Below are 23,861 nucleotides of genomic sequence, written 5' to 3' on the forward strand. Positions count from 1 at the left end.
TCGATCCCTGTCAGTAATCTGCGTCGAGCTCGGGGTCCAGCGTCTGTGTCGGTCCCATTGAAGGTGTTGTCCGTTCCATTCTCGCAAATCGCGGGTCCGCTTCGAGACTCTCACTGATGTCATCGATCACATCTACGTCCGGAAGCAGCGGTGCGAGAGCCGGAAGATCGGCCAAGGAGGCCAATCCGAGACGTTCGAGGAACATTTCCGTCGTCGTGTATGTGGTGGCGCCGGTCTCCGGATCGGTGCCGGCCTCGGTGATCAGTCCGCGGGCCAGCAGCGTGCGGATCACTCCGTCGACGTTGACGCCGCGCACCGCGCTGATCCGGGCACGGGACAACGGCTGCCGATACGCGATCACGGCGAGCGTCTCGAGTGCGGCGCGGGTCAGCTTCGAGCGGGCACCGTCGAGAAGCAGACGCTCGACGTACGGGGCGTATTCGTTGCGGGTGTAGAACCGCCATCCGTCTCCCGCATAGCGCAGGTCGATGCCGCTGTCGCGCGCGGTGAGATCGGCTGCGATCGTCCGCAGCGCAGCCTCGATGCGGACCTCCGGCTCCCCCAGCACAGAGGCCAACATCTCGCTCGACGCCGGTGAATCGACCACCAGCAGCATCGACTCGAGCGCGGACGCCAACCGGCCGTCGGAAAGCTCCTGGCGATCTCCGGTCTTCTCGTCGATCTCCCACCCGTCCGGGTGCAGCTCGTCGGCATCGACGGACGTCATGCGTAGTCCTCCTCACTCGCGGGTGCGTCCCCGGATTCCCCCGTCCAGCTCACCAGCAGATCGCCGAGCGGTTCGGGCTGTTCGAAGAACACCGACCGTTCCCGGTAGAGCTCGAGCAGCGCAAGGAACCTGGCGACGATCTGGACCTGGTTCGCGCACTCGGCGATCAGGTCCCCGAACGGGGTCCACACGCCGACGCCCCGGTCACGCAACAGTTCAAGGATTCGCGCCGCCTGCTCCGGCACCGACACCGTGGGCACGTGTAGATGATCCAGCCCGACGGTCGGGACCGGTCGTGGCCGGAACGCCGTGGCCGCAATCTCCGCGAACCGTTGTGGGTCCACCCCCAGGAGCACCTCCGGGAGCAATCCTACGAAGCGATCTTCCACCGATACCGACCGCGGATAGCGTCGCAGTGCTGCCGCCTCGAGCTCCCCGAACAGCTGCGCCACCTGCTTGTAGGCGCGGTACTGCAGCAAACGCGCGAACAGAAGATCGCGGGCCTCGAGTAACGCCAGGTCCTCATCGTCGTCCACCTCGCCCGCGGGGAGCAACCGTGCCGCCTTCAAGTCGAGCAGCGTGGCCGCGACCACCAGGAACTCGGTGGTCTGGTCCAGTGCCATTTCGCCGCCGAGCGACCGGGTGTACTCGATGAACTCGTCCGTGACCTGGTGCAACGCCACCTCGGTCACGTCGAGCTGATGCTGGCTGATCAGCTTCAGCAGTAGATCGAAGGGCCCCTCGAAGTTTCGCAACCGCAATTGGAAGCCCGACCCACCTGTGGGCCGCTCCAGCGTCGATACCGCGGCGGCGTCCGCAAGCGCCTCGTCCACGGTCACACCGCTACCGGCCGGACCGGTGGATCACCTCGCGGGCCAGTGCTCGGTACGCCTCCGCGCCCAGGGACTTCGGTGCCCACGTGGTGATCGGTTCGCCGGCGACGCTGGTCTCCGGGAAGCGAACGGTACGGCTGATGACGGTGTCGTACACGAGGTCGCCGAACACCTCGACCACACGCGACATCACCTCGCGCGCATGCAATGTACGGGCGTCGAACATTGTCACGACAATGCCCTCGAGCCGCAGGCGCGGATTGAGTCGATCACGCACCTTGTCGACGGTGTCGTTGAGAAGCGCGAGACCGCGCAGCGAAAAGTACTCGCACTCCATCGGGATGATCACGCTGTCCGCGCACGCGAGTGCGTTGACCGTGAGCAATCCCAACGATGGCTGGCAGTCGATCAGCACATAGTCGTAACGGTCGAGAACCGGATGCAGGACCCGGCCGAGTGTCTGCTCGCGGCCCACTTCTGTGACGAGCTGGATCTCGGCGGCGGACAGGTCGATATTGCTCGGCAGCAAGTCGAGCCCCTCGATACGCGTGCGCATCAGGACGTCGTCGATGGAAGTCCGTTCCACCAGCAGGTTATGGACCGTCAAATCCAGATCATGGTGTGCGACACCGAGTCCCGCAGACAGCGCCCCCTGCGGATCGAGGTCTACCAGCAGCACGCGACGGCCGTACTCGGCGAGCGACGCGCCCAAGTTGATAGTGGACGTGGTCTTGCCGACGCCACCCTTCTGGTTGCACATCGCGATGATCCGGGCGGGCCCGTGGCTGGCGAGTGGCCGCGGCTCCGGGACCTCACGTCGATACCGACCCGTAGGTCCCACTCTCTCTTCGATGTCCGAGACGGCCGCGGCAGCCTGTGGCAGCTCGGCGTTCCCCGCGAAGGACAGCGCATCCCGAGAATGCGGGTGCGCTTGCTCCGCTCCAGGCGGCTGCGGTGTCACCACTGTCCGATGCTCCCCTGTCCTGTAGACGGCTATATCGTAACGCTACCGCTTCGTGACATGAAGGCGATGCCAACACGCATTTCCTCAGCGTGCACGCGGGTGTGCCTGCGCCCAGACCTCTCTGAGCGCACCGACGGTGACCATCGTGTAGACCTGGGTCGTCGTGACCGAAGCATGACCGAGCAACTCTTGCACCACGCGCACGTCCGCGCCACCGTCGAGCAGATGGGTCGCAAAGGAATGCCGCAGCGTGTGAGGGGACACCGGCACCGTGATCCCCGCCTTTTCCGCGGCGGTATGCAGCACCTGCCACGCGCTCTGCCGGGACAAACGGCCACCCCGGACGTTCAGGAACAGCGCCGGTGTTCCGCGCCCCGCGAGGGCTGGCCGCCCGCGAACCAGATAGGCGTCGACGGCAGAGATTGCAGGCCGGCCGACCGGCACCACCCGCTCCTTGCCGCCCTTGCCGCGTAACAGTACCGACCGCGCCTCGGTGTCGAGGTCGTCGATGTCGAGGCCGACGGCCTCCGAGATCCGCGCGCCAGTCGAATACAGGACTTCGAGCAGGGCACGGTCGCGGAGCGTCCGCGGATTGTCCGACGCACCGTCACCCCCGGCGGCATCGAGCAGCGCAAGGACGTCATCCAACGGAAGCGACTTCGGCAGTCGGCGCCCAGGGTTCGGCGGCTTGACCGCTCGGGCGACGTCGGTCGGCGTGACACCCTCCGCAGCCGCGAAACGATGAAGTCCGCGCACCGCGATCAATGCGCGTGCGGCGGAACTAGCAGCCAGCGCCACGGCGCCCTCCGCAGGATTCCCCCGGCGCAGTGCCACGACGAAATCACTGACGTCTGCCTCGCTCACCGAGACGAGGTCGCTGACACCCCGCCCGGACAGGAATCGTGCGTACCGCTCCAGATCCCTCCGGTACGAAGTGAGCGTGTTGCGAGCGGCACCGCGTTCGACCGCCAGATGGTCGAGGTATGCATCGACCTGTCCCCCCAGCACCGTCATGTTCTCCCAGTACCGGTCCGATTTCGCTTCCGGCGCGAGAACATCTCGGGCCGGTCCGGCCACGGCGCCTCCGTCGGACGCAGGACGACCCCACCGGAGCGGGCCGCGGCAAGCGCCAGGATCCCCGAGACCGCGGTCGCATTCACGATCTCGCCGCGCAGTGCCATCACGACCGCGTCGGCCAGCGGCACCCGGGCAATCTCGAGATCGGCTTCCTCATCATGCGCGGCCGGGCGCCCGACATCCCGCAGCCCCTCCGCCAAGAACACCCGCACCGATTCGTCGGTGAACCCGGGAGAGAGCGCGACGTCGACCAGCAGCGACCACCGGTCCGCAGCAAGTCCCGTCTCCTCCGCCAGCTCGCGCCGCGCAGCGACGAGAGGAGCCTCGCCGGGTTCGTCGAGCAGCCCGGCCGGCAGCTCCCACAGCCGACGCCCGAGTGCGTGACGGTACTGACGGATCAGCACCAGCCGTTCGTCATCGTCGAGCACCGCGACGGCAACCGCGCCGTGGTGCTCGACGATCTCGCGATCTGCCTCACGCCCGCCGGGCATCGCGACCCGATCCACTCGCAGCGCGACGATTGCCCCGCTGTACACCTCACGCGAGTCGACGGTACGGAACTCGTGCTCGCCCGGCAGGCTCATCCGCGTGCGCCGACTATCCGACGCTGTCCGCGGTGGCGGACTGCTCCTGTGCGGCGTCCGGCTCGACGTCCACCGGCAGCTGCTCGGCAGCCTTGTAGACCAGTGCCGCGTTGATGAACGCCGAGAACAACGGATGCGGCCGAGTTGGACGGCTCTTGAGCTCCGGATGCGCCTGCGTCGCAACGAAGAACGGATGCTTCTCGGCGGGCAGCTCGACGAACTCGACGAGATGGCCGTCAGGCGACGTGCCCGAGAAGACGAGACCACTCTCGGCGATCCGGTCCCGGTAGGCGTTGTTGACCTCGTAGCGATGACGATGACGCTCGGAGACGTTCTCGCTGCCGTAGGCCTTGGCCACGACGGAGCCCTTGGCGAGCACCGCAGGGTAGGCGCCCAACCGCATCGTGCCGCCGAGGTCGGCTTCGCCGGCGACGATCTGCTCCTGATCGGCCATCGTCGAGATGACGGGGTGCTTGGTGCCGGCGTCGAACTCCTCCGAGTTCGCGTCCTCGAGCCCCACCGAACGGGCAGCTTCGATCACCACTGCTTGCAGGCCCAGGCACAGACCCAGCAGCGGAATCTGGCGAGTGCGGGCGAACTTGATGGCGCCGAGCTTGCCCTCGATGCCGCGGATCCCGAAACCGCCGGGGATCAGGACTGCGTCGACGTCGCCGAGCGCCGCCAGGGCACCCGCCTCGGTCTCGCATTCATCCGAGGGCACCCAGGAAATCTCCACCTTGGCGTGGTGCGCGAAACCGCCGGCACGCAGCGCCTCGGTCACCGACAGGTAGGCGTCCGGCAGGTCGACGTACTTGCCGACCAGCGCGACGCGAACCGTCTCACGAGGGTTGTGGACGCGCTCGAGCAGATCACCCCACACGGTCCAGTCCACATCCCGGAACGGCAAGCCGAGCTGGCGCACGACATACGCGTCGAGGCCCTCCCGGTGCAGCACCTTCGGGATGTCGTAGATCGACGGTGCGTCGGGAGTGGAGATGCATGCGTCGACGTCGACGTCGCACATCAGCGCAATCTTCGCCTTGAGCGCCTGCGGCACGTCGCGGTCGCAGCGCAGGATCAGCGCGTCCGGCTGGATACCGATGTTGCGCAGTGCCGCCACGGAGTGCTGAGTCGGCTTGGTCTTGAGTTCACCAGAGGGGCCGAGGTACGGCACCAGCGAAACGTGCAGGAAGAAGACGTTCTCACGCCCCACGTCGTGGCGCACCTGACGGGCAGCCTCCAGGAAAGGCTGCGACTCGATGTCACCCACCGTGCCACCGATCTCCGTGATGACGACGTCGGGGACCTGTCCCTGGGCGTCGGGACCGGCCATCGCGAGAATCCGGCTCTTGATCTCGTCGGTGATGTGCGGGATGACCTGCACCGTGTCACCCAGGTACTCCCCGCGACGCTCCTTCGCGATCACCGCGGAGTACACCTGGCCGGTGGTGACGTTTGCGAATCCGTTGAGGTCGCGGTCGAGGAAGCGCTCGTAATGGCCGACATCCAGGTCCGTCTCGGCGCCGTCCTCCGTGACGAACACCTCGCCGTGCTGGAACGGGTTCATCGTTCCGGGATCGACATTGAGGTAGGGATCCAGCTTCTGCATGGTCACGCGCAGTCCGCGAGCGGTGAGCAGCTCACCAAGGCTGGAGGCGGTCAATCCCTTACCAAGGGAGGAAGCTACACCCCCGCTCACGAAGATGTGCTTGGTGGCGTTACGCGAATGGATGCGTGACTGTGGCAAAGGGGCTCCCGTGACGACTGTGCAGGACTTGGTCTGAGATGAAGCGTGCTGGGGCCTGCCGACCCACGGGACTTCACGGTAACACCTGCCGGCGAGGAACCGTACTCGGCGCGCCCGGCTCCACCGCCGAGGGTCGGCTTCGGTCGCCTACAGCGGCTTCGCCCCGACGGTGACCGAGACCGCACCGGGGCCGGTTCCGTAACGCCCGGAAACCCCACCCAGCTGCTCCTGGAGGGCCAGCGGGACGGTGATCCGGCCGGCCTCCCGATCGATGTTGTCGACGGTCGCCAGCACCGCGGACAGCGCCGCGTCGGCGCGGGCCACCGCGATTGGACCGCTGCCCTCCGCCGCGGACGGCGGACCCGCGAGCACGGCTCCGGCACCGCGACCGTCCATGGCTCCGGCGAAACGCGCGATCACAGCACCCCGGTTACCGCCCACACTGTCCGGATCGCCCCCGCCCGTCAGAACCACCGCCAGCTGCGCCGGCGCTACGTTGCCGTCGAACTCGATGAATCCGCCGCCACGCAGGGTGTCCAGCGCCAGCACACGCTCCTGCGGGGTGGTCTGCGGCTGGGCCGTCTGCGGATTGAGCAGCAGCACCGACCCCAGCAGGTCGCCGGCGAGGCTACCTTGGTCGACCGCGCCGGTGCGCAGCTGAACACCCGCCGGGATGATATTGGTCACCATCGTGCGCAGCTGATCACCATTGACGGAGTCGACGAACGACTTCGTGAGTGACACACGCCCCGTGACTGTGCCGCCGGCGAGCCCGATCAGCCGGTTGATCCCTTCGACATCGCCAGGATTCGCGTCCGGCGTCGTCACGACGATCACCGAGCGCTGCGCGAGGCTGTCACGGACGATCCTGTCGGCCACCGCGGCGTCGAAGCTGTCTGCAGAGTTGAGCTGCTCACCCAACCTGTTGTTCTGCGTGTTCAGATCCTCGATCTGGTTCTGCAGCCCGGCCTTGTCGTCCCGCAGGCCCGACAGCATCCCGTTCGAGAGCAGCCCCGATCCGAGCACCACGCCGATCGCGAGGGCCAGAAAGATTGCCGCTATGGAGATTGCATGTTGCCGCAGAGAAATCACTTGAAGAGCCCCTGTACCCACAGCGCGAAGCTGTTCCACGTGTCGATTGCCCAGTCCACTGCGTCTCCGCCGACATTCGAGACCACGAGCGCGACGATCACTGCGGTCAGTGCTGCGAGAACCAGCAACGCGATGGCCGCACCGGAGACGCGGCTACGGTACAGCGTCGCAACTGCTTTGGAGTCGACAAGCTTCGGACCCACCTTGAGGCGCGTCATGAACGCCGCGGGGTTGGTGTCCCGACGTCCCCGATCGAAGAACTCGTCCAGCGAGACGGTACTGCCGACTGTGACGATCAGCGACGCACCGTGGTGATCGGCGAGCAACAGTGCCAGATCCGACGGCGACGCCGACGCGGGGAACGTCATGGCGCCGATCCCGAGGTCCTGGATCCGCTCCAACCCCTGCGCGTGACCGTCCGGGTCGGCCGGCAACACCACCTCGGCACCGCATTTGAGGGTTTCACTGCTGATGTCGTCGGGATCACCGACGATCAGGTCCGGACGGTATCCGGACTGCGTGAGAGTGTCCGCACCCGCACCTACGCCGACCAGAATCGGCGAGTACTCCTTGATGAACGGTTTGAGATTCTTCAGGTCCTGCTGATGCCCCGGACCATCCGCGACCACCACCACGTGCCGATCCTCGAGATCTACGGCGATGTCGGGCACCCCCACCCCGTCGATCAGAAGTGGACTCTCGGATCGGATGAACTCGATCGTGTTGCCCGAGAATGCCTCGAGGTGGTCGACCAGGCCGGTCTTCGCCTCGATCATCCGATCGGAGATCTCGGCCTCGGTCTGCTCGTCACCCTTCGCCAAACGCCGGTCACCGGCGTAGACGCCACCCTCGTGGAGACGGACCTTCGATCCGTCCTTGATCGCTTTGAAGACCTCGGCGCCGACAGAATCGATCAGCGTGATCCCGTTTGCGACCAGCACTTCGGGACCGAGGTTCGGGTAGCGTCCCGAAATCGACGGAGACGCGTTGACTACGGCCAGGACACCGGCGGCGACGATCGCGTCAGCGGTGACCCGGTCCAGATCTATCTCGTCGAGGACGACGACATCGCCGTGGCCGACCCTCCGCAACAGCTTGGCAGTGTCGCGGTCGACTCGGGCGATGCCACTGATTCCGGGCAGGGTTTCGGTCTTACGGGAGAGCAGCGCCGGCATCTTCATGACCTCGATGATCGCGCGCGGCGAGTCGTCGATCGTGGAGGCGCGCCGGACCGAATACCACACCAGTCACAGCAGTACCAAGATCAGTTCCGGCTAGGCGAGCGCCGTGCTGCGTTCCTGCCCCGCTATGGCAAGCAACTCCTCGGCATGGGCACGCCCGGTTTCGGTGTCGTCGAGCCCGGCAAGCATGCGTGCGAGCTCCACCACTCGTTCGTCCTCGGTCAGCGTTCGCACCCCGCTGTTGACACCGCTGCGCGCATCGTCGACCTTGTCGACGACCAGGTGCGTATCCGCGAACGCCGCGACCTGCGGCAGGTGCGTGACGACGATGACCTGGTGAGTGCGGGCCAGCCGTGCGAGCCGACGCCCGATCTCGACGGCGGCGCGACCACCGACTCCCGCATCCACCTCGTCGAACACCATCGTCGCGCCCCGGTCGGAGCCGGCCAGCACAACTTCGAGCGCCAGCATCACTCGCGAGAGTTCACCTCCCGACGCACTTCGGCTGATCGGCAATGACTGGGCGCCGCTGTGCGCGGCGAGCCGGAACTCGACCTCGTCCACCCCGGACATTCCAGCATGTAGCTCGCGGTCACCGATCTTCAGCGGAGCGGCATCATGGGGCCCTGCGTCCCTGGGGCGCACCGATACCTCCAGCGCCGCACGCCCCATCGCCAGTCCGGCGAGTTCCTCGCTGACAGACTTGGCCAGCTTCGACGCCGCCTTCACCCGCGCCGCGGTGAGCTTGACGGCAGCCTCGGCCGTCGCGCCCGCCGTCACGTCCACACGTGCAGCGAGATCCGCGAGGGCATCGGCCGAGACGTCGATCTTCGCCAGCCGGTCACGGGCATTGTCCGCCCACGCCAGCACGCCGTCGATGTCGGCCGCGTACTTGCGCGTCAGGGTCTTGAGTTCTGCCTGCCTGGTGAGCAGCATGTCCAGCGCATCGGGATCGCTGGGCAGCGCCGACAGGTACCCGGACAGCTCCCCGGAAACGTCGGCGACAACGGCGATCGCCTCGCCCAGTCGCGGCCCCAGCCCGGTGAGTGCCGGATCGTCCGATGCCTCGATCCGCGAACGCGCCTCACCCAGTAGATCCAGCGCCGCGCTGACCCCGTCGACGGACCCGCCGGAATCGTCTGAGCCCGTGAGCGCCGCCTGCGCGCCCTCCGCAGCCGATCGGAGTGAATCGAGATCGCCGAGCCGCCGGACCTCGGTGACAATGGCGCTGTCCTCGCCGGGCGACGGTGCAATCCGGTCGATCTCCTCCAGCGCGTAGGTCAGCTGGTCAGCTTCTTGCGCGAGTTCCCGCGTGCGACTGGTCCGTTCGATGAATTCCGCACGGCATTCGACCCACTCGGCGCGATGCTTTCGGTAGCGCGCCAGCAGCGGTCCGATGTTCTTGTCGGCGAACAGGTCGAGCGCATTGCGCTGCTCATCCGGCCGCAGCAGGCGGAGCTGATCATTCTGCCCGTGGACGGTCAGCAGTGGATCGGTGAACTGAGACAGCACGCCCGCGGGAACGCTGCGTCCACCGAGATGCGCACGGGAGCGCCCATCGCCGCCAACGGTGCGCACTGCGATGATGCTGCCGTCTTCGTCTCGCTCGGCGCCGCACGACTCGAGCACTCGCGTCACCTGCCGGTCGATCTGGACGGCCGCTTCGTCGACGGTGAACCGACCCTCGACGATGGCCCGGGAGGCACCGATCCGGACCCTGCCGGCGTCCGCGCGGGCACCGCTGAGCAAGTGCAGGCTCGTGACGACCATGGTCTTACCGGCACCGGTCTCACCGGTGAGGACAGTCAGGCCCTCGTGGAACTGCGCACAGGCCGACGAGATCACTCCGAGTCCGTCGATCCGAATCTCTGCAAGCACCGCTACCGCTTCCTCCCTCGCCAGCCGGTCACCGGAAGTTCGAACTTGCGGACCATCCGATCCGCGAACGGAGCCGAATCGAGCCGGACCCATCGGATCGGATCCCTGCCACGTACCACCTCGACCCGGCCTCCCGCCGGAAGCTCGAGCGTGCGCCGGCCGTCGCAGAAGACCAGGCCGTCATGGCTGCCGGCCGCGGTCTCCACCGCGACGATCGACTCGGGGCTCGTCACGAGAGGCCGCGCGAACAGCGCATGCGCGTTACTCGGAATGACCAGCAGCGCCTCGAGTTCGGGCCACACCACGGGACCGCCCGCCGAAAACGCATATGCCGTCGAACCCGTGGGTGTCGCGATCAGAACCCCGTCGCAACCGAACGCCGACACAGGCCGCCCATCGACCTCGAGCACCACCTCGAGCACCCCCAGACGTGAGCGGTTCTCGATGCTGGCCTCGTTCAGGGCCCAGCCGCGCTGGACGATCTGATCCTCGACCCGAACCAGCACGTCGAGCGTCATGCGGTGCTCGACTCGGTACTCGCGTCGCACTACCTGTGCCATCGCCTCCTCGAGGTGATCGGCCTCCGCTTCGGCGAGGAACCCGATCCGGCCGAGATTGATCCCCAGCACAGGGACGTCCGCGGACTGCGCCAACTCCGCGGCGCGAAGAAAGCTGCCGTCGCCGCCGAGAACGATCACCATCTCGCAACCGGAAGCGGCGGTCGGCCCCTCGGGCACGACGGTCACCATTACGTCCTCGTCTGTCGCGAGGTCGATCCGGGACGGATCGACCTCGTTCTCGAGGATCCTCAGCCCGATGCCCGCACGCGCACAAATCTCGGCAACCCGTCGAGCGGTCTCGGTGATCTCGTTCCGACCGGGATGGGCTACCAGCAGAATCTCACGGCGAGCGACGCCGGTGAGAGAATCCGAGGTCACTGAGGACCTTCCTGGACCGCACGGTGGACCATGTCCTCGACCTTCGGGATGTCAGCTGCCGGCTCGGTGTCCGCGGACCCGGGATCCTTGCGCAACCACAGGAAGTACTCGACGTTGCCAGACGGCCCCGGCAGCGGACTGGCGACAACGCCGAGGGTACGGAGGCCCAGTTCGGCAGCCGACTGTGCCACCTCGAGCACCACGGCCGCACGCAACTCCGGATCCCGTACGACGCCGCCGGTGCCGACACGGTCCTTACCGACCTCGAACTGAGGCTTCACCATGGGCACCAGATCGGCGCCATCCGCGGCACATGCCACCATGGCAGGCAGCACAAGTTTGAGGGAGATGAATGACAGGTCGGCAACCACCATGTCGACGGGTCCCCCAACCTTCTCGGCATCGATCGAGCGCACGTTGGTGCGGTCTATGACATGCACCCGGTCATCTGACTGCAGGCGCCATACGAGCTGCCCGTAGCCGACGTCCACTGCTACGACTTCGCGCGCTCCACGGTGAAGCAGGACGTCGGTGAAACCTCCGGTAGAGGCGCCGGCGTCGAGGCACCGGCGTCCCTCGACTCGCAATCCGTCGGGCGCGAACGCCTCGAGCGCACCGATGAGCTTGTGGGCGCCGCGCGAGGCCCAGGACACTTCCTCGTCGACCTCGGTCACGAGTAGTGGGGTTCCGGACTCGATTGCCGTCGCGGGTTTGGTTGCGACGGATCCCGAAATCAGAACCCGTCCCGCCGAGATCAGCTCGACCGCTTGCTCACGGGACCGTGCGAGTCCGCGTCGGACCAACTCAGCGTCAACCCTTGCTCGACGCGCCACGTCAGATCTTGTCCACTGCAGCGAGCGACTCGACCAGTATGTCGTGAGCCTGCTCGAGGATCTGTGCCTGGCGAGACAATGCGTCGGGACCCCCGGCGACGGCCCCTGACTCCGAAGACTCATCCAACGCCGAAAGCAGCTCTTCTACCCGGCTCACGATTCGTGGCGGATCGACCTCCGGATCACGATCCGGAAGGTGTTGGCCTGGGAGTGGTACTGACGTGCTCATCGGTGCAAACCTAGCTCATCGAACCGACAGCCGACCACTGTACAAGGTCCCGCCAGGCCCGGAGACAGTGGTCACTGTCGAGCGTTCCATCCCGATGTCACCGCCCGAGCCGTGTCATCGGCGCCGCGAACCGTCCCGAACTCCGGTAGCCGCCAGGCCACGTCGAGCGTGGCCAGCAACGCGGCCAGAGGGAGATCGGACGGATCCGGACCGCCGACGTCCCCGATGAACGAGACCACGACGTCGCCGTCTACGGAATCGACCCGCCAGTGACTCTGCGGACCGACGGACGACAACTCGGCCCTCCGGTTCACAGCCTCCAATGACTCGGAAACATAGGTCGGTCGGTGATCCGGGGCCGCCCGCAGCAGATCTGCGGCAGTGCTCACTCCGGTGAGTACCAGCAGCGAATCGATGCCGACAGCGTTGGCCCCCGCAATGTCGGTGTCGAGGCGGTCACCGACCACCAAGGGACGCGAGGCGCCGGCACGACGGAGCGCATCCTCCATCAGCGGCGCAGACGGCTTCCCGGCAACCAGCGGCTCCCGACCTGTCGCGGTGCGGACCGCTGCCACCATCGAACCGTTACCCAGCACGAGGCCACGCTCCGTCGGCAAGGTCGAGTCGAGATTGGCTGCGATCCACAGCGCCCCGGCACGGATCGCCAAGGTTGCCTCAGCCAGAATCCCCCAATCGGTTCCGGGGGAATGGCCCTGCACGACAGCAGCGGGATTCTCCACGAATCGGCGGACCGGCCGTAGACCGACACGTTCCACCTCGGCAGCCAGTGCATCCGTACCGACCACGAGGACCGCCGAGCCAGGTTGCACGTGCTCGGCAAGCAGGCGCGCGGCAGACTGGGAACTCGTCACAACGTCGTCGTCACCGGGGGTGAACCCAAGTGCGCGAAGATGATCCGCCACCTCGGCGGGACTACGACTCGCGTTGTTGGTCACATACAGCAGACGCTGACTGCCACGTTCGAGCGCCTCACGTGCACCAGGGATGGCATGTGGCCCCTGGTAGACGGTTCCGTCCAGGTCGAGCAGGAGGACGTCGTACTTCTCACGCAGGACCGCGCCCTCGTCTCGCGCGGGCGAGGGTGCGGTCGGTGCGGGCATGATCACTATGCTCCCCCGGTCAGTTCGGCCACACGCTCCTCGGCATCGGTATCACCGTCGAGGTCCGCCGCCGCAGAGTTGAGGAACCATTTGAGGCCATCCTCGATGCGGCCCGCCGCAACCAGTGCGTCCGCATAGGCGTAGAACAACCGAGCAGCAGCCGGGCCGGTACGCGACGCATCGAGATCCGCGGTCTGCAATGTCACCACTGCTTGATCGAACTGACCCAGATCCATACGGGCGCCGGCCACAACCATCCGCAGTTCGCTTGCCTCTTCCCCGTTCAGAGCACGGGCTTCGTCACTGCGACCGAGTTCGATCGCACGCTCGGGACGACCCAATCCGCGTTCACAGTCAGCCATCACCGCAAGTAGGCCGGGGCCACCGGACATTCGTCGCGCAGCTCGCAGCTCTGCCAGAGCCTCCGCCCACTCTCCCGCGTGGTACGCCGTGATGCCAGCAGTCTCGCGCACCACCGCGATGCGACCGGCCCGCTGACGAGCGGCGCGAGCGTGAGCAAGCGCGAGACGCGGATCGTCCTCGATCAGCCGGCTCGCCATCACCAGGTGACGTGCCACCGCGTTCGCATTGTTCTTGTCCAGGCTCAGTAGATCACGCCGGACGGCGGGGTCGAGCTCGCCTGCCTCCACCTCATCCGGCAGATCCGGTTCGTCTGGACGGGCGTCGCGCCGCTGAGGACCACCAGAGTCACGGCCCCGGGGTGCTCCGAAGCTACCTTCGCCACCGCGACGGCGGGGACCCGCCGACCCGCGCCGATCATCACTTCGCCGATCATCGCCACCGCGTCGATCGTCTCGATCACGCCACTGGCCGCCACCCTGACGAGGTGACCGATCCTGTCCGGATCCGGAACTCAGATTCCGGCCTTCGCGCGGACCCTGACGGTCCGATGAGCGTCCGTCACGGGATCCGTCGGAACGGTGCGTGCCGTCTCCGCGAAAGGACCGACGATCACCACTGCTTTCCGACACAGCCATTCCTTTCATACAAAACACGAAAGGGGACCCAGTATATTGGGTCCCCTTTCGGTAACGGATGTTCGGCGGTGTCCTACTCTCCCACACCCTGTCGAGTGCAGTACCATCGGCGCTGGAGGGCTTAGCTTCCGGGTTCGGAATGGGACCGGGCGTTTCCCCTCCGCTATGGCCGCCGTAACTCTATGAAACTGTCACACATTCACCTCTCCCCGCCCGAACCATCCGTCGACCCGAAGGCTTCGGAATGTGGGGGGTGAATGATATCTGTGTGTTGTTTCAGATACCGCACAGTGGACGCGTAGCTTCTTTGTGGTAAGTCCTCGGCCTATTAGTACCAGTCACCTCCATCCGTTACCGGACTTCCAGTTCTGGCCTATCAACCCGGTGGTCTGCCGGGGGCCTTACCCCCTCGAAGGGGTGAGAAACCTCATCTTGGAACAGGCTTCCCGCTTAGATGCTTTCAGCGGTTATCCCTTCCGAACGTAGCTAACCAGCAGTGCTCCTGGCGGAACAACTGGCACACCAGAGGTTCGTCCGTCCCGGTCCTCTCGTACTAGGGACAGCCTTCCTCAAGTTTCTAACGCGCGCGGCGGATAGAGACCGAACTGTCTCACGACGTTCTAAACCCAGCTCGCGTGCCGCTTTAATGGGCGAACAGCCCAACCCTTGGGACCTACTCCAGCCCCAGGATGCGACGAGCCGACATCGAGGTGCCAAACCATCCCGTCGATATGGACTCTTGGGGAAGATCAGCCTGTTATCCCCGGGGTACCTTTTATCCGTTGAGCGACACCGCTTCCACTTGCCGGTGCCGGATCACTAGTCCCGACTTTCGTCCCTGCTCGACTTGTCAGTCTCACAGTCAAGCTCCCTTGTGCACTTGCACTCGACACCTGATTGCCAACCAGGCTGAGGGAACCTTTGGGCGCCTCCGTTACATTTTGGGAGGCAACCGCCCCAGTTAAACTACCCACCAGGCACTGTCCCTGAACCAGATCATGGTCCGAGGTTAGATATCCAATACGATCAGAGTGGTATTTCAACAACGACTCCACGAACACTGGCGTGCCCGCTTCACAGTCTCCCACCTATCCTACACAAACCGAACCGAACACCAATACCAAGCTATAGTGAAGGTCCCGGGGTCTTTTCGTCCTGCCGCGCGTAACGAGCATCTTTACTCGTAATGCAATTTCGCCGAGTCTGTGGTTGAGACAGCAGAGAAGTCGTTACGCCATTCGTGCAGGTCGGAACTTACCCGACAAGGAATTTCGCTACCTTAGGATGGTTATAGTTACCACCGCCGTTTACTGGGGCTTAAATTCTCAGCTTCGCCATCACTGGCTAACCGGTCCTCTTAACCTTCCAGCACCGGGCAGGCGTCAGTCCGTATACATCGTCTTACGACTTCGCACGGACCTGTGTTTTTAGTAAACAGTCGCTTCTCTCTGGTCTCTGCGGCCCCCACCAGCTCACGGAGCAAGTCCGATCACCAGCGAAGGCCCCCCTTCTCCCGAAGTTACGGGGGCATTTTGCCGAGTTCCTTAACCACAGTTATCTCGATCGCCTTAGTATTCTCTACCTGACCACCTGTGTCGGTTTGGGGTACGGGCCGTGTGAAAGCTCGCTAGAGGCTTTTCTCGGCAGCATAGGATCACTGAATTCGCCTCAATCGGCTACGCATCACGTCTCAGGCTGTATGCGACCCGGATTTGCCTAGGTCACGCCCTACACGCTTACACCAGTATTACCACTGACTGGCTCAGCTACCTTCCTGCGTCACCCCATCGCTTGGCTACTACCAGATCGGTTCACACGCATCCACCACCCACCGTCCCGAAGGACAACGAATAGCTTCAGGGTGCTTAGCATCACTGATTCACCAGGGGCGCGTTCACACGGGTACGGGAATATCAACCCGTTGTCCATCGACTACGCCTGTCGGCCTCGCCTTAGGTCCCGACTCACCCTGGGCGGATTAACCTGGCCCAGGAACCCTTGGTCATTCGGCGGACGAGTTTCTCACTCGTCTTTCGCTACTCATGCCTGCATTCTCACTCGTGTGGCCTCCACACCTGGATCACTCCGGCGCTTCCATGGCCACACGACGCTCCCCTACCCATCCACACCACTGCACATCCCCCCGCAAGGGAACATGGGTGTTATGCGAATGCCGCAGCTTCGGTGGTGTACTTGAGCCCCGCTACATTGTCGGCGCAGAATCACTTGACCAGTGAGCTATTACGCACTCTTTCAAGGGTGGCTGCTTCTAAGCCAACCTCCTGGTTGTCTTCGCGACCCCACATCCTTTTCCACTTAGTACACGCTTAGGGACCTTAGCTGGCGATCTGGGCTGTTTCCCTCTCGACTACGAAGCTTATCCCCCGCAGTCTCACTGCCGCGCTCTCACTCACCGGCATTCGGAGTTTGGCTGATTTCGGTAAGCTTGTGGGCCCCCTAGACCATCCAGTAGCTCTACCTCCGGTGAGAAACACGCGACGCTGCACCTAAATGCATTTCGGGGAGAACCAGCTATCACGGAGTTTGATTGGCCTTTCACCCCTACCCACAACTCATCCCCTCAGTTTTCAACCTAAGTGGGTTCGGGCCTCCACGACGTCTTACCGTCGCTTCACCCTGGCCATGGGTAGATCACTCCGCTTCGGGTCTAGAACATGCCACTACGAACGCCCTATTCAGACTCGCTTTCGCTACGGCTACCCCACACGGGTTAACCTCGCGACATGTCACTAACTCGCAGGCTCATTCTTCAAAAGGCACGCCATCACCCCCCACCCGAAGGTGCAAAGGCTCTGACGGATTGTAAGCGCACGGTTTCAGGTACTATTTCACTCCCCTCCCGGGGTACTTTTCACCTTTCCCTCACGGTACTAGTCCGCTATCGGTCACCAGGGAGTATTCAGGCTTATCGGGTGGTCCCGACAGATTCACAGCAGATTTCACGGGCCCGCTGCTACTTGGGTGTCCACTACGACAGTCGTCATGTTTTCGTCTACGGGATTCTCACCCTCTACGACAGGCCGTTCCAGACCACTTCGACTAACACAACGATTTCTTACTGTCGGCCGACTCGGCAGAATCGACAAAATGAATCCCACAACCCCACGAATGCAACGCCTGCCGGCTATCACACATCCACGGTTTAGCCTCTTCCGCTTTCGCTCGCCACTACTCACGGAATCACTGTTGTTTTCTCTTCCTGTGGGTACTGAGATGTTTCACTTCCCCACGTTCCCTCCACACGCCCTATATATTCAGGCGCGGGTAACCACACATCACTGTGGCTGGGTTTCCCCATTCGGACATCCTCGGATCTCAGCTCGGTTGACAGCTCCCCGAGGCTTATCGCAGCCTCCTACGTCCTTCATCGGCTCCTGGTGCCAAGGCATCCACCGTACGCTCTTCATTACTTACAACAAAGATGCTCGCGTCCACTGTGCAGTTCTCAAACAACACACCCCACTCGAACTCCGCCAGCACCATGCCCACCACCGAAGTAGTGCGGTCTGCCTGACATCCGAACAGGATCGTCTCTCCTTCGAGGAAACACTCACGTGTTCTCTCAGGACCCAACAGTATGCCGATATATCACCTGCCGAACAACCATCATGGCCATCCGATACGCAGACGAAACAGTCAGTGTTCCACCCATGAGCAACCGCAGTGAAACATGTGTTCACTCAACGGCCTCTGCCTCACTCCCCCAACACCTACGTGCTGGTCCGAGAAGGAGATGCTCCTTAGAAAGGAGGTGATCCAGCCGCACCTTCCGGTACGGCTACCTTGTTACGACTTCGTCCCAATCGCCGATCCCACCTTCGACGGCTCCCTCCACAAGGGTTAGGCCACCGGCTTCGGGTGTTACCGACTTTCATGACGTGACGGGCGGTGTGTACAAGGCCCGGGAACGTATTCACCGCAGCGTTGCTGATCTGCGATTACTAGCGACTCCGACTTCACGGGGTCGAGTTGCAGACCCCGATCCGAACTGAGACCGGCTTTAAGGGATTCGCTCCACCTCACGGTATCGCAGCCCTCTGTACCGGCCATTGTAGCATGTGTGAAGCCCTGGACATAAGGGGCATGATGACTTGACGTCGTCCCCACCTTCCTCCGAGTTGACCCCGGCGGTCTCCTGCGAGTCCCCACCATTACGTGCTGGCAACACAGGACAAGGGTTGCGCTCGTTGCGGGACTTAACCCAACATCTCACGACACGAGCTGACGACAGCCATGCACCACCTGTATACCGACCACAAGGGGGCCGTATCTCTACGGCTTTCCGGTATATGTCAAACCCAGGTAAGGTTCTTCGCGTTGCATCGAATTAATCCACATGCTCCGCCGCTTGTGCGGGCCCCCGTCAATTCCTTTGAGTTTTAGCCTTGCGGCCGTACTCCCCAGGCGGGGCGCTTAATGCGTTAGCTACGGCACGGATCCCGTGGAAGGAAACCCACACCTAGCGCCCACCGTTTACGGCGTGGACTACCAGGGTATCTAATCCTGTTCGCTACCCACGCTTTCGCTCCTCAGCGTCAGTTACTGCCCAGAGACCCGCCTTCGCCACCGGTGTTCCTCCTGATATCTGCGCATTTCACCGCTACACCAGGAATTCCAGTCTCCCCTGCAGTACTCAAGTCTGCCCGTATCGCCTGCAAGCCAGCAGTTGAGCTGCTGGTTTTCACCGACGACGCGACAAACCGCCTACGAGCTCTTTACGCCCAGTAATTCCGGACAACGCTCGCACCCTACGTATTACCGCGGCTGCTGGCACGTAGTTGGCCGGTGCTTCTTCTGCAGGTACCGTCACTCTCGCTTCGTCCCTGCTGAAAGAGGTTTACAACCCGAAGGCCGTCATCCCTCACGCGGCGTCGCTGCATCAGGCTTTCGCCCATTGTGCAATATTCCCCACTGCTGCCTCCCGTAGGAGTCTGGGCCGTGTCTCAGTCCCAGTGTGGCCGGTCGCCCTCTCAGGCCGGCTACCCGTCGTCGCCTTGGTAGGCCATTACCCCACCAACAAGCTGATAGGCCGCGGGCCCATCCTGCACCAGTAAACCTTTCCAACCTCCACCATGCAGTAGAGGCTCATATCCGGTATTAGACCCAGTTTCCCAAGCTTATCCCGAAGTGCAGGGCAGATCACCCACGTGTTACTCACCCGTTCGCCGCTCGTGTACCCCGAAGGGCCCTACCGCTCGACTTGCATGTGTTAAGCACGCCGCCAGCGTTCGTCCTGAGCCAGGATCAAACTCTCCGTTGAAGACTCTAGATTACGCAGCCGAAGCCACCAATCAGTCATAGACATCGAGTCAAATCACTAGCAAAAAAACTCAAACTAGCTATTGCGCTGACCATCCCAGACGGAAGAATGGAACAATCAGCAAACCCACACCCAAAAAAGATGCGGGGCACCAAAATAATTGGCACTGACATTCATCGACACACTGTTGAGTTCTCAAAGAACACGCGCACACCACCACTCCGAACCCACAGGCTCATCGTTTCGGGGCAACTGTTCCAGCCTAACCGGTAACAGACCCGAGTGCAAACCCGACCCTCTCCCAGCCACCCGAACACGCTCCACAACCCTACAGGAAGCTTCACATCCGGATTTTCAGGCGCTCTCCGTACAACCTCGTTTTCCCAGTCCCTCAGGTCCGGGTCGGTGTCCGTGTCACTCTGACCTGAATTAAGTTACGCGAACTCGACGGCCAATGCCAAATCGCCTGGTCAGGCGCTCATTCACTGTCCTCGGGTTGGCGAACCGCCAGGTAGACCGAACGGGGCGAGGATTACCCCGCCCCGTTCGGCTCGATCTGAATCTCTGTGGCACGTGCCACGTCAGCCGGCGAGAACCTTGACGCCCGCGAAGTTCCTCTTTCCGCGGCGGATCACCAACCACTGTCCGTGCAGCAGGTCACCGGCGCCGGGCACCCAGTCCTCACCCGCCACCCGCTGGTTGTTCACCGAAGCGCCGCCCTCCTTCACGGCCCGGCGCGCTGCGCCCTTGCTCTCGCACAGCCCGGTCACCACGAGCAGATCGACGATCGTGGACGGCTCCCCTGCGCGCACCTCGGCAACCGAAGCCTCTGTCAATGCGGCCGAGAGAGTCGACTCGTCGAGATCGGCGAGTTCGGCGCGGCCGAACAGCGCCCGGCTCGCAAGCTCGACGGCATCAGTGTTGGCCTGGCCGTGCACGAGGGTCGTCATCTCAGCCGCAAGCCGGCGCTGTGCCTCACGAGCCTGCGGACGTTCGGCCGTCGCGGACTCCAGCTCGGCGAGTTCCTCCTGGGTGAGGAATGTGAACCAGCGCAGGTACCGCATGACGTCGGCGTCGCCGGTGTTGACGAAGTACTGGTACCAGGCATACGGACTGGTCATCTCCGGGTCGAGCCACAGACTGCCGCCTCCGGTCGACTTTCCGAACTTCTTACCGTCGGCCGAGGTCACCAACGGAACCGTCATCGCGTGTACCGACGCACCATCGAGTTTCCGGTTCAGATCGACACCCGCGATGATGTTGCCCCACTGATCGGAGCCGCCGACCTGCAGTGCGCAGCCGTAGTTGCGGCGAAGGTGCACGAAGTCGTTGGCCTGCAGCAGCATGTAACTGAACTCGGTGTACGAGATGCCGTCGGACTCGAGCCGACGCTTGACGGTGTCACGGGCGAGCATGACGTTCACCGAGAAGTGCTTACCGATGTCGCGCAGGAAGTCGATCGCGGTCAGCTTCGAAGTCCAATTGGCATTGTTCTCGATCACCGCACCGGTCGGGGATTCGTCGAAGTCGACGAAGCGCTCTAGCTGCGAACGGATGCGCTCGGCCCAGTCCGCGACGGTGTCTGCGGTGTTCATGACCCGCTCGCCGACGTCGCGCGGATCACCGATCATGCCGGTGGCGCCACCGGCCAGCACGATTGGGCGATGGCCCGCCCGCTGGAAGCGCTTGAGCGCGAGCAGCGGCACCAGATGCCCGGCGTGCAGGCTCGGACCGGTCGGATCGAAGCCGGCATACAACGTGACTGGACCGGCCTCGGTCTCACGACGCAGTGCGTCCAGATCGGTCGACTGGGCAATGAGCCCACGCCAGGTCAGTTCGTCAAGGATGTTCTCAGTCACGCACCCGATCATCCCACCGTCAGTTGACGGCGGGTGCGCGCGGGCTGCGGCGATAGGAGGAGACCGCAGGCGATCCGGGGATCCACAGCCGCCACGGCCGCTCGGCCGCAACCGAAATCCCGACCCTGGGGCCGCTCGCGACCTCCATCGGCGGGCCGAGAACGAGTCGGGCGCCCTCCCCCGACCCGAACAGGTCGGCGCCGTTGTCCTCGAGGGAAAGCGCCAGCGCGGAGCCGAGGTTCCCGGGTCCCCGTGCGGCGTCGATGGGGCGCCGGGCGCTGCGGCGCCGAGCCGCAACCACGACGTGACCGGCGAGAACCTCACCTGCCCGTAGCAATACCCCTCCCGCGACACCCTCCGGTCCGTAGGAAACGTTGGCGCAGTAGTGCATGCCATAGCTGTGGTAGACGTACAGGTGGCCGGCCTCCCCGAACATGACGGCGTTCCGTGCCGAGCGTCCCCTGAACGAGTGTGACGCCGGATCCGGCCACGGCCCCGCCGGATCGCCTCCGTAGGCCTCCACCTCGACGATACGGACCGTAACCGCTCCGACCGTCAGCTTGGCACCCAGCACGGCACGGGCTGCGTCGAGCGGGTCGGTGACGTTGCGCAGTCTGTCTCGTCCCAGGATGGTCACAAGATCGATTGTCCACGTGTGCGCGTTCGAGACCCGAGGACCGTTGACCTGAACTTCCTCACGAGCGAATAGTTCATCAGACGATGAGTTCATCATTCGATGAATCGAGGCCGACATGCCCGGCTCCCCTCCCTCAGCCGACTCCCCCGCGGTCGAGATCTGCAATCTCGACGTCCGGCGAGGCGGCGTACCCGCACTGTGCGACCTGACCCTCACGATCGAGCGCGGAACGATCACCGGACTGCTCGGACCGTCGGGCTGCGGGAAGACGACACTGATGCGGTGCATAGTCGGCACCCAGATCGTCGAGTCCGGCACCGTCACCGTCCTCGGACGCTCCGCCGGCACGGCATTCCTGCGTAGCCGGGTCGGCTACGTCACCCAGGCGCCGAGTGTCTACCTGGACCTCACGATCAAGGAGAATGTGCGGTACTTCGCGTCGCTGTACGGAAGCGGAAGCGATGCGGTTCTCGAGACGATCGAGGCCGTCGGGCTCACCACCCATATCCACCACCGGGCCGGCGACCTCTCCGGCGGTCAGCTAGCCCGGGTGTCGCTGGCATGCGCGCTGGTCGCACGCCCCGAATTGCTGGTGCTCGACGAACCGACCGTCGGCCTCGATCCCGTTCTGCGCGACGAACTGTGGGGACACTTCCAGGCCCTGGCAGACCAGGGCACGACACTGCTGGTGTCGAGTCACGTGATGGACGAAGCCGACCGCTGCGAGAATCTGCTCCTCATGCGCAACGGACGCCTACTCGCACAGGTTCCGCCCGACGAACTACGCCGTCGTACCGGTAAATCGAACCTCGAGCAGGCCTTCCTGGCCCTCATCCGTGAACAACAGGTGGGTGCTTCGCAATGATCATCACCCCCCGCATCTACGGGTCGAGCACTGTGCGGATCCTGCGCCAGCTTCGGGTCGACCGTCGCACCGTCGCGATGATTCTGCTGGTACCGGCGCTCCTGATGGTGCTGCTTTACTTCCTCTACCAGAATGTGCCCACCCCGCCCGGACAGATTCCACTATTCGATCGCGTCGCGATCACGATGCTGGGGATCATCCCGTTCGTGGTCATGTTCCTGGTGACCTCGATCGCGATGCAGCGCGAGCGCAGTTCCGGGACCCTCGAGCGCCTGCTCACCACTCCCCTGTCGAAACTCGACCTCCTCGCGGGTTACGGCACCGCGTTCTCGATCGCCGCGGCCGCGCAGGCGGGACTGGCCTGCGCAGTCGCCTTCGGATTCCTGAACCTGACCACCGAGGGCAATGTCGCTTGGGTGCTGCTGATTGCCATCGTCAACGCAGTACTGGGCGTAGCGCTGGGTCTGCTGTGCAGCGCGTTCGCCCGTACCGAGTTCCAAGCGGTGCAGTTCATGCCGGTCATCGTCATCCCACAGTTGCTGCTGTGCGGGCTGTTGGTCCCCCGCGGGCAATTACCGCAGTGGCTGGAGTGGATCAGCAATGCCCTGCCGCTCAGTTACGCGGTGGAGGCCCTGCAGCAGGTCGCAACCCATCCCGGAACTACCGCACTCATGGGGCGGGACATCGCTGTCGTCACGCTGTTCGTGGTGGTCGCATTGGGGCTCGGCGCCGCAACCCTGCGCCGCCGGACACCGTGACCGGCGAGCCTGATCAGCCGCCCGAACCCACCCCACGCGCGGCGTAATCCTCGTGCGTGGCATCGTCGACATCGACGGCCTCGTCGATCAGCAACACAGGGATGCCCTTCTCGATCGGATACGCCCGACGCAGACGTGGGTTGTAGAGCACTTCGTCGCCAACCAGCAACAGCGGACCCTTGTCCTGCGGGCACGCCAGAATGCTGAGCAGGGTCGGATCAATAACCACGTGAAGTCCTCTCGGGCCGTCCTGGATCTC

Annotated in this window: 19 protein-coding genes and 3 rRNA genes; 2 read left to right on the forward strand and 20 right to left on the reverse strand. The window is 64.0% G+C overall.

Features of this window, described 5'->3' with window-relative positions; genetic code table 11:
- Nucleotides 1-10: 10 nt before the first annotated feature.
- The 19 genes from scpB to ERC79_RS01020 form a co-directional block, all read right to left on the reverse strand.
- The gene (gene scpB, locus ERC79_RS00930; protein WP_131574951.1) at nt 11-727 is read right to left on the reverse strand and encodes an SMC-Scp complex subunit ScpB; all 717 of its coding nucleotides are present in this window, start codon (nt 725-727) and stop codon (nt 11-13) included.
- Nucleotides 724-1,521: a segregation/condensation protein A gene (locus ERC79_RS00935; RefSeq protein WP_242676826.1), complete on the reverse strand. Its 798-nt coding sequence runs from the start codon at nt 1,519-1,521 to the stop codon at nt 724-726. The genes scpB and ERC79_RS00935 overlap by 4 nt, the downstream gene beginning before the upstream one ends.
- Nucleotides 1,522-1,570: 49 nt before the next feature.
- Entirely contained in the window at nt 1,571-2,524 is a 954-nt protein-coding gene (locus ERC79_RS00940; RefSeq protein ID WP_131574953.1) for a ParA family protein, read from the reverse strand.
- A gap of 84 nt (nt 2,525-2,608) precedes the next feature.
- Entirely contained in the window at nt 2,609-3,538 is a 930-nt protein-coding gene (xerD, locus tag ERC79_RS00945) for a site-specific tyrosine recombinase XerD (protein ID WP_131574955.1), read from the reverse strand.
- Entirely contained in the window at nt 3,535-4,185 is a 651-nt protein-coding gene (locus ERC79_RS00950; protein WP_131574957.1) for an NUDIX hydrolase, read from the reverse strand. Before ERC79_RS00950 ends, xerD begins: the two co-directional genes overlap by 4 nt.
- 13 nt (nt 4,186-4,198) lie before the next feature.
- Entirely contained in the window at nt 4,199-5,932 is a 1,734-nt protein-coding gene (locus ERC79_RS00955; protein ID WP_131574959.1) for a CTP synthase, read from the reverse strand.
- Between the two features lie 147 nt (nt 5,933-6,079).
- A complete protein-coding gene (locus ERC79_RS00960) occupies nt 6,080-7,024 on the reverse strand; it encodes a copper transporter (RefSeq protein ID WP_131574961.1) in 945 nt (314 codons plus the stop codon).
- Entirely contained in the window at nt 7,021-8,205 is a 1,185-nt protein-coding gene (steA, locus tag ERC79_RS00965; RefSeq protein ID WP_131580628.1) for a putative cytokinetic ring protein SteA, read from the reverse strand. The genes ERC79_RS00960 and steA overlap by 4 nt, the downstream gene beginning before the upstream one ends.
- A 93-nt stretch (nt 8,206-8,298) precedes the next feature.
- The gene (recN, locus tag ERC79_RS00970) at nt 8,299-10,083 is read right to left on the reverse strand and encodes a DNA repair protein RecN (protein WP_131574963.1); all 1,785 of its coding nucleotides are present in this window, start codon (nt 10,081-10,083) and stop codon (nt 8,299-8,301) included.
- Between the two features lie 2 nt (nt 10,084-10,085).
- Nucleotides 10,086-11,021: an NAD kinase gene (locus tag ERC79_RS00975; RefSeq protein ID WP_131574964.1), complete on the reverse strand. Its 936-nt coding sequence runs from the start codon at nt 11,019-11,021 to the stop codon at nt 10,086-10,088.
- Nucleotides 11,018-11,854 carry a TlyA family RNA methyltransferase gene (locus ERC79_RS00980; RefSeq protein ID WP_131574966.1) on the reverse strand — a complete coding sequence of 279 codons (837 nt, stop codon included), beginning with the start codon at nt 11,852-11,854 and terminating at the stop codon, nt 11,018-11,020. The genes ERC79_RS00975 and ERC79_RS00980 overlap by 4 nt, the downstream gene beginning before the upstream one ends.
- 1 nt (nt 11,855) lies before the next feature.
- Nucleotides 11,856-12,083, reverse strand: a complete 228-nt coding sequence (locus tag ERC79_RS00985; protein ID WP_131574968.1) for a hypothetical protein — start codon at nt 12,081-12,083, stop codon at nt 11,856-11,858.
- A 71-nt stretch (nt 12,084-12,154) separates the two neighbouring features.
- Nucleotides 12,155-13,204: an HAD-IIA family hydrolase gene (locus ERC79_RS00990; RefSeq protein ID WP_131574970.1), complete on the reverse strand. Its 1,050-nt coding sequence runs from the start codon at nt 13,202-13,204 to the stop codon at nt 12,155-12,157.
- A 5-nt stretch (nt 13,205-13,209) separates the two neighbouring features.
- Entirely contained in the window at nt 13,210-14,202 is a 993-nt protein-coding gene (locus ERC79_RS00995) for a hypothetical protein (RefSeq protein ID WP_131574972.1), read from the reverse strand.
- A gap of 60 nt (nt 14,203-14,262) precedes the next feature.
- A 5S ribosomal RNA gene (gene rrf, locus ERC79_RS01000) occupies nt 14,263-14,379 on the reverse strand.
- A 131-nt stretch (nt 14,380-14,510) separates the two neighbouring features.
- Nucleotides 14,511-17,639: ribosomal RNA gene (locus ERC79_RS01005) — 23S ribosomal RNA — on the reverse strand.
- Nucleotides 17,640-17,967: 328 nt separating this feature from the next.
- Nucleotides 17,968-19,483: ribosomal RNA gene (locus ERC79_RS01010) — 16S ribosomal RNA — on the reverse strand.
- Together the 16S, 23S and 5S rRNA genes form the textbook arrangement of a ribosomal RNA operon.
- A gap of 581 nt (nt 19,484-20,064) precedes the next feature.
- On the reverse strand, nt 20,065-21,342 hold the full coding sequence (gene tyrS, locus ERC79_RS01015) for a tyrosine--tRNA ligase (protein ID WP_131574974.1): 1,278 nt from the start codon (nt 21,340-21,342) through the stop codon (nt 20,065-20,067).
- Between the two features lie 19 nt (nt 21,343-21,361).
- The gene (locus ERC79_RS01020; protein ID WP_131580629.1) at nt 21,362-21,970 is read right to left on the reverse strand and encodes a DNA-3-methyladenine glycosylase; all 609 of its coding nucleotides are present in this window, start codon (nt 21,968-21,970) and stop codon (nt 21,362-21,364) included.
- A gap of 124 nt (nt 21,971-22,094) precedes the next feature.
- Here ERC79_RS01020 and ERC79_RS01025 point away from each other — a divergent pair, with 124 nt between their 5' ends.
- Entirely contained in the window at nt 22,095-22,844 is a 750-nt protein-coding gene (locus ERC79_RS01025; protein ID WP_131574975.1) for an ABC transporter ATP-binding protein, read from the forward strand.
- Nucleotides 22,845-22,846: 2 nt separating this feature from the next.
- On the forward strand, nt 22,847-23,602 hold the full coding sequence (locus ERC79_RS01030) for an ABC transporter permease (RefSeq protein WP_207390470.1): 756 nt from the start codon (nt 22,847-22,849) through the stop codon (nt 23,600-23,602).
- Nucleotides 23,603-23,615: 13 nt separating this feature from the next.
- Here the strand turns inward: ERC79_RS01030 and ERC79_RS01035 are convergent, their stop codons facing one another.
- Nucleotides 23,616-23,831 (reverse strand): Trm112 family protein, encoded by a 216-nt coding sequence (locus ERC79_RS01035; protein WP_131574979.1) that lies wholly within the window; start codon nt 23,829-23,831, stop codon nt 23,616-23,618.
- Nucleotides 23,832-23,861 lie beyond the last annotated feature (30 nt).

It is taken from the genome of Rhodococcus sp. ABRD24, assembly GCF_004328705.1.
Classification (GTDB): Bacteria; Actinomycetota; Actinomycetes; order Mycobacteriales; family Mycobacteriaceae; genus Prescottella.